At 69.9% G+C, this 10,502-nt stretch carries 5 protein-coding genes and 1 pseudogene; 2 read left to right on the top strand and 4 right to left on the bottom strand.

Features of this window, described 5'->3' with window-relative positions:
* Positions 1 to 28 precede the first annotated feature (28 nt).
* The 4 genes from AB0J66_RS20185 to AB0J66_RS20170 form a co-directional block, all read right to left on the bottom strand.
* Positions 29 to 2,863 carry a BTAD domain-containing putative transcriptional regulator gene (locus AB0J66_RS20185; RefSeq protein ID WP_364662570.1) on the bottom strand — a complete coding sequence of 945 codons (2,835 nt, stop codon included), beginning with the start codon at positions 2,861 to 2,863 and terminating at the stop codon, positions 29 to 31.
* Positions 2,864 to 2,979: 116 nt separating this feature from the next.
* Positions 2,980 to 3,321, bottom strand: a complete 342-nt coding sequence (locus tag AB0J66_RS20180; RefSeq protein ID WP_364662567.1) for a hypothetical protein — start codon at positions 3,319 to 3,321, stop codon at positions 2,980 to 2,982.
* A 12-nt stretch (positions 3,322 to 3,333) separates the two neighbouring features.
* Complete coding sequence (locus AB0J66_RS20175) at positions 3,334 to 9,528, bottom strand: hypothetical protein (protein WP_364662564.1); 6,195 nt, start codon at positions 9,526 to 9,528, stop codon at positions 3,334 to 3,336.
* A gap of 148 nt (positions 9,529 to 9,676) precedes the next feature.
* Positions 9,677 to 9,925, bottom strand: a complete 249-nt coding sequence (locus AB0J66_RS20170; RefSeq protein WP_364663017.1) for a hypothetical protein — start codon at positions 9,923 to 9,925, stop codon at positions 9,677 to 9,679.
* Between AB0J66_RS20170 and AB0J66_RS20165 the strand changes: the two are divergent.
* Both AB0J66_RS20165 and AB0J66_RS20160 read left to right on the top strand, forming a co-directional pair.
* Positions 9,866 to 9,985: pseudogene (locus AB0J66_RS20165) on the top strand (hypothetical protein); the annotation flags it as partial. The gene AB0J66_RS20170 and the pseudogene AB0J66_RS20165 overlap by 60 nt on opposite strands.
* A gap of 104 nt (positions 9,986 to 10,089) precedes the next feature.
* Positions 10,090 to 10,464 (top strand): hypothetical protein, encoded by a 375-nt coding sequence (locus AB0J66_RS20160; RefSeq protein ID WP_364663014.1) that lies wholly within the window; start codon positions 10,090 to 10,092, stop codon positions 10,462 to 10,464.
* Positions 10,465 to 10,502: the final 38 nt, after the last annotated feature.

Below are 10,502 nucleotides of genomic sequence, written 5' to 3'. Positions count from 1 at the left end.
GTTCATCGAAATGCTTGGTTGCGTCAGGTCAGGCAGGGTCTCCCCCTGCAGGCGGCACAACGTCGTGCATCCGGTTGCGGAAGTCACGCTGAAGCGGAGCCGGCAGGCGGTCCAGGGAGGCCATGACGGCGCCCCAGACGTCGCGGGCCTGTTCGGGATCTCCGGCCGCGAGGTACATGTCACCCAGCGCCAGGATCGCCAGCGCCATGTTCGTGTCGTGACCTCCCACGCGGTAGGCGTTGATGGCCATGCGCATGCACGCGATGGCCTGCTGGTACTTCTTCTGCTCGAAGTAGGCGTCGGCGATGACCGACCAGCACACGCCCACCTCGTTGACGGCGCCTTCCGCACTCAGGATCGCCATGGCCTGACGACCTAGTGCGATAGCGGTCTCCGGATCGTGAAGGCCCACGGCGCAGCGGCCGAGGCCGATCAGCGCACCGGCTTCGCCTCTTCGGTAATCTATCGACTGGTACAGCCGCAACGCCTTCTTCCCCTGAGCCTCGGCCTCGCTGAACCGCTTCTCCCGTTCCAGCACGGCGGCCGTGTTGTAGAACGTCAACGCCAGCTCTTCCACATGACCGGGCATGGAGGCGAACAGCTCGGCCGCCTGCCGCAGATGCGGATAGCTCTCGTCCGCGCGTTCGAGCAGGAAATACGCTCCGGCCACACTCCGGTGCAGATGCGCCTCACCCAGCCGGTCTTCCCCGACCTGGCAGACCTGCAACGCGGTACGGGCATACTCCGCCCACGTCTGCCACCAGCCTCGCCACATCCAGAACTGTTGAAGACTGCACACCAGCTGCCACGCCGGCGTCGACTCCCCCGCCTCCGCGGCGAGCCGGATCACCGCGAGCAACGCGTCGTGCTCGGCGTCGAGCCAGCTCAACGCCGCCACTCGGTCGGCCGGCGGCTGGAGCGTCACACCGGCCGCGGGCGGATCGGGTTGTGGCAGGCGCAATGGTGGGCTCAGAAACAGATTCGCCTGGTGAGCGGTGTGCCGGTAGTAGTCGGTCACGCGCTGCCGCGCGGCGGACCGCTCCCCCTCGTCGTCGAACTCCGCGCTCAACGAGGACGCGTACCAGCGCAGCAGGTCATGCAGCCCGAAACGGCCGGGCCGGTGCTCGGTCACCAGCCCGGTCCGGGCCAGTTCCCCCAAAAGCTCGCGGGCGGCCAGGGGCGGTAAGCCGAGCAGGTTGCCCGCGGCGGCGCCGGTCGTCTCAGCGCCGGGGGCAATCGGGAGCAACCGGAAGAGCCGGGCGGCCCGGGTGGTGAGGACGCGGTACGAGGAGGCGAAGACGGTCTGCACGTCATCGCGGACACCACCACCGGCCGGCCGGGCCGGCTGCGCACTGTCGTCGCGTAGTTCAGCCGCGATCGTGGCCAGGCCGACCTCCGGATAGGCGGCGGCGCGCGCGCTGATCAACGCTATGCCGAGGGGCAGCCGGCCGCAGAGCTCCAGGATCTCGTCCACCTCGTGCTGACGGGGCTCGGCCCGGTGGGCGGCGATGCGGGTCATCATCGTGGCCCGTGCGTCGGCCATCGAAGGCACCTCGAGGGTCTGCATGGTCGCCCCGGCTACTCCAGCCAGGCTGTAGAGATGTCCCCGGCTGGTGACGACGACGGCGCATCCGGGCGACGCCGGCATCAGGTCGCGGATCTGGCCGGCGTCTCGCACGTTCTCCAGCACCATGAGCATCCGGCGGCCGTTGAGCAGGGTCCGGTAGAGCCCGGCCATGGCCGACAAGGTCGGCGGGATCTCCTGCTGCGATACGCCCAGTGCGGTGAGGAAGCCCCGCAGCAGCTCGGCCGGGCCTATGGAGGGCTCCGCGCCGCCATAGCTCTGGAGGTCCGCGTAGAGCTGACCATCGGGGAACCGGGAGGCGATCCGGTGGGCGAGGTGGATGACGAAGGTCGTCTTGCCGACGCCGGGAAGCCCGTCGACGGCGAGCACACTCGGAAAATCGTCGTCCGGTCGACCACTCAGGAGCTGCTTCTCGGCGAATCCCAGTTCCGCGTGGCGGCCCACGAAGCCGGGAAGGTCCGGTGGCAGCTGTGCCGGTGCCGGCACCTTCGCTGGTGCCTCCGCCTCGCTGGTGCGGCGCAGGACCGACTCGTACGCCGTGGCCAGTGACTCGCCCGGGTCGATCCCGAAGTCGGCCGCCAGGCGGTCTTTCACCTGACGGTAAGCGACGACGGCTTCGGCCTGCTCACCCTGCGCCGCCAGGGCCAGCAGCAACTGCGCCTGCAAGGCCTCCTCGAGCGGATGCCGCTCGGCCGCCCGCCGCAGAACGGCGAGCACTTCGGCACTGCGGCCGCACTCCAGCGCCGTCGCGGCGGCATCGAGCGCGACAGTGCGAGACTCTTCGTCGATGCGAGCGAACACCGGTAGCTCGTCGAACGGCCCGAGGCCGGCGGCACACGGTCCACGCCACAACTGGAGCGCCTCCACGTACCGGGCGATCGCCGTGGGCCGGTCCCCCGCACCGAGCGCCTCACGAGCCGCTTCCACCATCTGCCGGAACCGCAGCAGATCCAGCGTGCCCGCTCCGACGAGAAGGCGGTAGCCGTCAGGGCGGCCCACCAGCCGCCGGCCTTGTTGACGGACACCGAGGCCGGGCTCGACCACCCGGCGCAGCGCGCCGATGTGCCGCTGCACCACGTTCATGGCGCTGGGCGGGCAATCCTGCGGCCACAACGCCGTCAGCAGCTCATGCCGGTCGACCGGCTGACCGGCATGGGCCAGCAGAACGGCCAGCACGGTCTGTTGCTGGCGGCTGCCCAGACTCAGTTCGACGCCATCGACCGTCGCCCGCAGCGGTCCCAGAATCGAGAAGCAGACTTCCCTTGTCGATACGTCCACAGGAGGTTCGTGTCCTCAGTGCGGCTTTTCTTACCTCTTGGATCGTACGTCTCGCGTGTGACGTCGGCCGGCGGTCAGAAAAGTTCACCTCGGCCGGTTACTCACACCCGGTCGGCTCAGTGGTGAACGCCCCGCGTACCGTCTGCCAGGTCGGCCGCGTCCCCGTCGGCCGCGACGAGCACCTCGACGAGGTCCTCGACCCCCTCGGCATTGCCGCCGGCGAACGAGGCCAGGCTTTCCAGCAGTGCGCCCATGGTCTGCAACTGGGGATGAAGGACGTCGGTGATCGCCCGGTCGATGCCGGCGTTCGGCTCCCCGTGGGGGAACACGATCTGCAGAAAACCCGCCGACAACCGATCAAGATCGGCGGCGGCCGCGCCCGCCTGCGCCTGCAACGCCCGCAGCGGCGGACTGTTTCGGAGCACATCGGCATCCACCCCGACGAGGTCACCGGTCATGATCTCCACTCCTCATTCCCCGAGTGATCGGACGTATTCCGCCAGCTCGGCTCCCCGGCCGCCGGAAATCGACGAGCCCGGCAATCCGAGATGGTCGTGCCGGAACCGGTGGAGCAGTTCGTGATGCCGCTGCTCGAGATCCCACCACTTTCGGCCGGCTTCCTCCCAGGTCGTGACGAGTCCGGGAATCGTCTGGACCAGGAAGTCCTTCGCCGGGCCGGTCGCCGCGTAGGCGTCGAACCGGGCATTGTCCATCTTCTCTGCCGCCGCCACGAACTCGTCGGCCGCCGCGGCCAGGGTCTTCTCGTGGGCGACAAGCTCCTCGAACGCGCCTTTGCCGGCGTCCGAGGACAGGCCGAGCGCCGTACGGGCATCGTGCAGCCCCATTCGCAGCGTCACTGTCGAGATGACGGCCGGCGACGCGCTGCTGACAAACTTGCTCCGGCCGACCATCTTGTCGAGCCGGATGGTCACCTCGACCCGGCACAGGTAGTCGACCGCGGCCGAGCGGCTTTCCGGCTTGGTGTTGCCGAGAACGGTGGTCGACCCGCCGGCGCTTTCGGTCGCGACCTGCGCATCGCCGGCCGAGACGCCCGGACCCCCCTGTTCGAGGGCCTGGAAGGCGTCGTCGGCGTAGCCGCGACCGAGCAGTGGGACACGCGGCGTGCGCAAGGACTGCACGATCTGATTGGTGCCCGCGCTGTAGCCCGAAGTGCTCAGCCCCGCATGTTCCCGGAACACCCCCGAGCTGATACCGATGAGCGAGACCGCCTCGGGCACCAGCCTGATGGTGACCTGAGCGCTCTGACCGAAAATCTGGGCACTGACGGCGGTGGGCAGCTCGAGGCCGTCCCGGGTCAGCATCCGGCCGACTCCGGGCAGCAGAATCTCCGGGGTGAGACTCTGATGGACTGTGTGCGCGCCGGCGTATCCGGGGCGCGCCAGCCGCCGGGCCGACGAGACGAGCAGCTTCTCGACCACCTTCTGCAGCTGCGCGACCTGGGTCAGGTCCTCGGCCGAGAACCGGGGCGGAAGCGGCAGGCCGTTCGAGGTCGTCCACCCCGGCCCCAGCTCGGCGGGCTCACCGATCTCGTACGGGGTCGGCGCCTTGACCGTCTCGCCCGGACCCCGCTTCGGCCGCAGGTCGTCAGCCCAGCGGTCCTGCTCGACCACGTCGTGCACGACCAAAAGGGGCTCACCGACCGGCCGGCCGCGGTCGAACACCATCAGGGAGAATCTCGCCGCGAACTCCATGCGGGCCTTGACGCCCCGGGCCGAGCTCGTGTCGGTGTGCCCGTCGGCCAGGCCGGTGGCCTGCGAGCTGACCGTGTGCGAGGCGAGACCGACGCTGTCGCCGGCACCGACGGCGAGGTTCTCATTGTGGTGGTTGGAGACACCGGTGCCGCTGGCCCCGCCGATCACCGACGAGCCGTGGGTACGTTGCACGGTCACGCCGGTGTCCTGGACCAGCGTGGTCTTGATGTCGAGATCGTCATGGTCGGCGACGAAGCCCTTGACGACCGGGTCGCTGGTGATCTCAGCGAACAGCCGCACGTCCCGGGCATGCTGGGTGAGCCGGCCCGGTCGCAGGTGCAGCACCGAGACACCGCCGTCGACCATGGCCGGCCAGTGCCGTTTCAGGCCGAGCGGGGTGAACAGGTAGAGCAGGCGCCGCCGGTTGAGCATCGGGTCGTCGAGGCCGGGGTGGTTGACCGAGCCAGCGATCGTCTTCAGCGCCTTGTGCTCGGCGCCGGCCAGCGCCTCCTTGGCCGCCCGGACCAGATTGGGCGTGTGACGGAACGTGTAGAGGCCCAGGCCTGGGCCGTGCCCGGGAACCGGCCGCAGGGTCGCGGCCGACGGTGGCATCCATGGTTGGGCCATCCGGCCGGGGTCGTCGCCGAGCGGCGGCAGCAGACCGAGTCCGGCCACCACGTCGGCCCTGAGCCGCAGGTAGACGGCGTTCGTCACGGTGCCGTCACGCTGGATCGACTTGTGACTGTGCAGCCAGGCGCCGCTGCGCAGGGCCTGTGGGACGATCGCGAACCGGGCCGGATCGGTGGTGATCTCGACTGCCACCGTGACCCGCATGTCGAATTTTACGACGTACGACCGGGTCCTGCCCTTGCGGTTGTTGGCGTTGCGCTCGATCGTGCCGGACACGCTTTCCCCGGCGCGTGCCGCCCTCGAGTACGCGATCTTCTCGATCCCGCCCTGCAGCACCCCGCCGCCGCCGTACGTGCTCCGAGTCGTTCCCGTCCGGCGGATGTTGGCCGACCCGTTGATCCGGCCGACGACCTGGTGCTCCGATGTCTTCGCGCCATCGACCTGGACACCGCCGGCCGACGCGTTCTCGATCGAGACGTGGCCGTGCGCCGGCAGCAGGGCCGGATTGGTCAGTGCGACCGAGACTGCCAGGTCGACCTGAGCCCCGTCGTCGTTGCTCATCAGCTTGTCGACGGTCCAATGATCGTTGAGCATGTCCCGTAGCCGGCCGGCCTCGTCGACGGCGTTGAGCCGGCTGATCAGGCCGATCCAGAGGGACCTTCCCTCCCGCAGGCCGTCGACGCCGCGGTGGCCGCCGATCCTGGTGTGGGAGAAGACCTCGTCGGCGTACTTCTGGGCGCCGGTCAGCGCGTCCCGCGCCAGCTCGAGGATGGCCCTGTTGCCGGGCATGGCTTCGACGGAGAGCCAATCCAGCACCGGGCGCCCCGGCCTGCTGCCGGACGGGATCGCGTCGACCCAGTCCCGCAGGCGGTCGACATCAAGCTGGGCCCGGCGACTGACCGCCATCGGGTCGGGCCGCCGGCTGAGAACCGTGTCCTGCGAGATTCGGTACGGCATGACCGTGCTGTTGTCGTGGAGGACGCGCACGGACTTCGATTCGACCAACCGGAACCGGGTCAGTCCGTGGACCGCCTCCCGGGCCGGCTCGGTACGACGGGTGAGCCCGGTCGACGGACGAGGCACGCGCTGCTCGACGACCCGGCCGAACCCGAGCCGCGACCCGGAGTGGAAGCCGGGACGTTTGATGTACGAGTAGACGTTCACGGTGAGCTCGAGGTCGTTGCCGAAAACCTGCGAGCCGGGCGTGCCGCCGTTGACGCGGATCTCCCGTCCGGTCAGCTGGGAGCCACTCTGGCGGCTGAACCGGCCGCGGTACTCGATCGCCCCGTACGGGGAGAGCGCGGCCGCCACCCCGCCGGCCCGCATCCGGAAGACGCCACCGCCCTCCAGGGCCACAGTGCCCCGCCACTGACCGGCCGCCACGATCCTGTGCTGGCTGCCGTCGGCCCGGACCGTGCGGACCGCCTGGGCCGTCTCCTGGCCCAAATGGGTGAAGTCGTGCAGATAGCGGCCGGTCACGTGCACGATGACGTGCGCGGTGCCGATCACCTTTCGGGTCCGGGTCAGCTCGGCGATCAGGCCCCCGTTGAGCAGTGCGGGCTGGCCCTGGCGCAGACCGGCCGAGGAGAGCACCTTGTCGAGGGCGCTCTGGTTGCGGGCCCGCTCGACGGCCGACCGGCTGCTCCGCGTCCGGGCGGCTCCGGCCTGGTCAGAGAACCTCGGCAGGAAACCCCCCTCGAACCGCCGGATCAGCTCGGTCGTGTCGGACCGCAGCCGGGCGAATCCGGTCAAGCCGTAGGTGACGGAGCGGCCGCCGAGCCCGGCGTACGGCGGGACGAACCACGCCTGCGGCGAGGGGATCAGCGTCCTGGCCCCGCCGGCCAGCTCGATCGCCTTGGTGAGCGGCAGACGGCCGAGGACCACCAGGTCGGCATGCATGACGGGAACCGTGCCGGCGGACCACAGACGACTGCCCAGCACGTCCCGGACGGCCGGGGTGATCGTCAGGCGGACGCGCGCCTCGACCGCGACGTTCTTGACGTCCTTGAACTCGGTACCGATGCGGGACACCGCGCCCGACAAGTGCGAGGCCTGTATCGATCGGAAGAAGCCACCGGACAATCGCGCCTGGGCATAGCCCAAACCGAAGGCCCATCGGATTGGGATCACCGAGATCGCGGCGCCGGTCCGCGACGACTGCTGCACCCTGGTCGCCGTGCTGATGCCGGGCTGCCAGCGGAACGACGACTTGTCGACCCGGGCCAGCACGCTCACCTCCGGCATGGCCGCCTCGATCTCCAGCGAGAGAGCGTGGGCGCTGCGCGAACTGGAGATCACCGGTGGGTGCACCGGACCGTCGAGAGCCGGGATCAGATGGGAGACAACCGATGATTCCGAGAACAGGTCACGGGCGTCGCCGGCGCCCATCGAGCCCGGATCGACGGTCCCGCTGGCGCTCAGCTTGGCCAAGATCTGCTCGGCCACCTGCTGCCAGGTCCCAGCCGGAACCTGACCGGCGTCGAGGTCGAGAGCCGCCCCCAGGATGCGCACCGGGGTGGAATGCTCGACGACCTCCCCCACCGCGCGCTCGTCCAGGCGAATGACCGATACCGCCTGCGGCGCTTGCGCCTTGGCGAGGTCGTCGAGGGAACGGAACGTCACCTCGGCCCGAATCGGAGCCGCCGCCGTGCTGACGCCCTGCCCGACCTCAGCCCGCGGATCTTCCGCCCTGATGTGAAAGGTGACCGGGGCCCGCACCAGCTGGGAAGCACCACCACTGCGCACGCTGTGGGAATCGGCCAGGCGCACGGCCTCCTCGACGGAGTCGATCGGCCGGGAGACGGCCACCTCCCCACCGAAACCGCCACCCGGGCCGATCCGCTGCGGAACGACGACTCCGGCGCCCACCGCACCGGTGCCGCCGGTCGTGACCGATTCCCGCGTGCCCTGCACGACATCGACCCGCGTGTCGAACTTCGCCTTGTCCTCGGCCTGGCTGACGGCTGTGGCGTTGTCCGGGCTCCATTCCGGGCGGATGGTCACCCGATGCCAGTTGCCGAAACCGTCCCTGATGTCGAAACTGCGGCCGCCGGAGGCGAACAGCGATTGCCGGTCGGTGCGCAGTGCCGCGACGACCGGCGAGACGTCGGCCGTCCGGCCGGGCAGATCCGGTAGGCGGCCGCGTGAGGTCGTGGCGGCTCGGGCTCGGACGGCCTCATCGACACCCGCCCCGAGATCGCTGATGAGCTTCTCGGCATCGCGGATCGAGTCCACTTCGTACAGCAGATCCGGCCGTTTCGCGTAAAGCCCGGGCAGCGACCCCGGCACTCCGGTGGGCGCGACCGGCGTAGTGACCGCGCCGGTCGCGGGCAGCAGCGCGAAGGTTCCGGCCGGCGCGGGATCCGGGGAGTCGTCACCGGGCCGCTCGCGCGCCGGGTGCAGGCGGGGAAGCGACCTCGAGGCGGCGAGCGCGGCAAGCGTATGGCCCGTCCGGCGGCCACCCAGCCCGGCCAGGGCCGAGGCGGCTCCGGACGCGGCGCTCCCGCCGACATCGGATCCGCTGGTGGGGGAGCCCTGCGTGCCGTTCACGGCCAGGGTCACGCCGACCTCGGTCAGCGCCTCCTGGGACACGTCCTTCACCGTCGCACCGGCCCACGACGGCACCTCGACATGGCGGCCGGCGGACCGCCCCAGAATGCCCAGCACTGCGCCCAGGGCCGGCCCGATCGCTCCACCCAGCGCGCCGGCGATGACCGCCTGCCGGGTCTGTTCGGGGTCGAAACGCCGGCGGTGGCCCTCGCCGATCTGGATCGCCTGGACGATGGCGTCCAGCATCACCTGCAGGCCGATCCCGGTGGCCTGGGCCGACGCGACGGAGAAAAGCATTCGCGTCACCAACGCGACGATCCGCGCGCGCCCGATCAGGAGTCTCGCCAGCAGGTTCGGCAGAATCCCCGGAAACAACCAGGCCACGGCCATCGCCCAGAGAAACTCCATGAAGAGCTCGACCACCGTAGCAATGATCATCAACTTGGTGTATTCGAGTTGGGTCGCCAGGTCGTCCATGGTGGTCGCCTGGCGGCGGATGTGGCGGGCGACGGCTGGGATGAAACCGCCGGTTCCGCCGAAGGGTTCCATCGCGGCCACCGCCGCTCGCCCGCCGCGCCCGGCGATGTTCTCGTGCAGCTGACCGACGGCCTGGTCGAGAAGCCGAACGAAGCCCTCGACGCGGTCGCCGACAGATTTCACCTCATCGGCCATCAGCCGCAACGCGTTCTCGTCGGCGCGAGGAATCTTCTCGCCGACCAGTACCTCGAGGAATGCTTCCGCCCCGGGCGGAAGGACGAGCAAGGAATCCGGCAAGTCGGCCTCCCGGACGAGCGTGGTGCCGGCGCGGGCCGAGCGTCACGCACTCTAGCCCGGCGCCCTGTTCGCCCGGGCCGACCGGACAAAGAATTCATCCGCCGCATCCGGCCGGACGGACACCGTTGGCTTGGTGTCCACGGACCATTCAGGCGACCAGGACCGGCTCGCCGCGGTATCCGATGCCGCAACCGGATTGTCTCCGACCTACAGGCGCGAACATGTATTCGCCGAGCATGAACCGGGAGACCACAAAGTGATCGACTACCAAGACGCATTGCTGAGCGAGACGCGGGCATTCGCCGAACTGGTCGCCGGCGCCGACCTGACCGTCGACGTGCCGACCACGGCGGGGTGGAGCCTGAAGGATTCCGTTCAGCACCTGGGCCACGGCCACGTGTGGGCCGCATCTCTGATCGCCCAGCGGGCGCTGCTGCAGACGCCGGATGACTATGTAAACGCGGCCGGGCCTGCCGGGCTCGGCGCAAGCCATCGTCGACGCCGTTCGGCTGCAGGGCACCCGAGGCATCGGTTTGGACAATGTACGGTCCTCAACCGATCGTGTGGTGGCTGCGCCGGCGGTTGTCCGAGACGACGGTGCATCGCGCGGACGCCGCCATCGCGCTCGGCCGGGGCTACTCGCTGTCGCCCGAGTTGGCCGTCGAAGGCATCAGTGAGCACCTGGAACGGGTCGCCTTGACCGCGGGCGCGATGATCTCGACCCTGGACGGGTTAGTCAAAGCCCCGGTCCCGGTGGGACCGGGGCAGACGTTCAGGCTAGAGGCCTTCGACGTCCCGGCGGTGTGGACGGTGGTCCGCGACGGCGAAGGTGTGATCCTGTCCGGCGACCGGCGCGCGGAGGCGACGGCGGCTCTCCGTGGCCCCGCCGTCGATCTGCTCCTCGGGGTGACGCGCCGGCGGGTGTTCGCGGACTAGGCGGTCGAGCTGACGGGCGATCCGGCCCTTCGGCAGCG

This window comes from Actinoplanes sp. NPDC049598, assembly GCF_040675435.1.
Lineage (GTDB): Bacteria > Actinomycetota > Actinomycetes > Mycobacteriales > Micromonosporaceae > Actinoplanes.
Note: the sequence above shows the minus strand (reverse complement) of the source record. Positions and strands in the feature narration are given on the sequence as shown.

Bases quoted from the DNA above. Each gene is read 5' to 3' on its own strand.
- AB0J66_RS20180 (WP_364662567.1), bottom strand. From the start codon at position 3,321: ATGACCGGTGACCTCGTCGGGGTGGATGCCGATGTGCTCCGAAACAGT.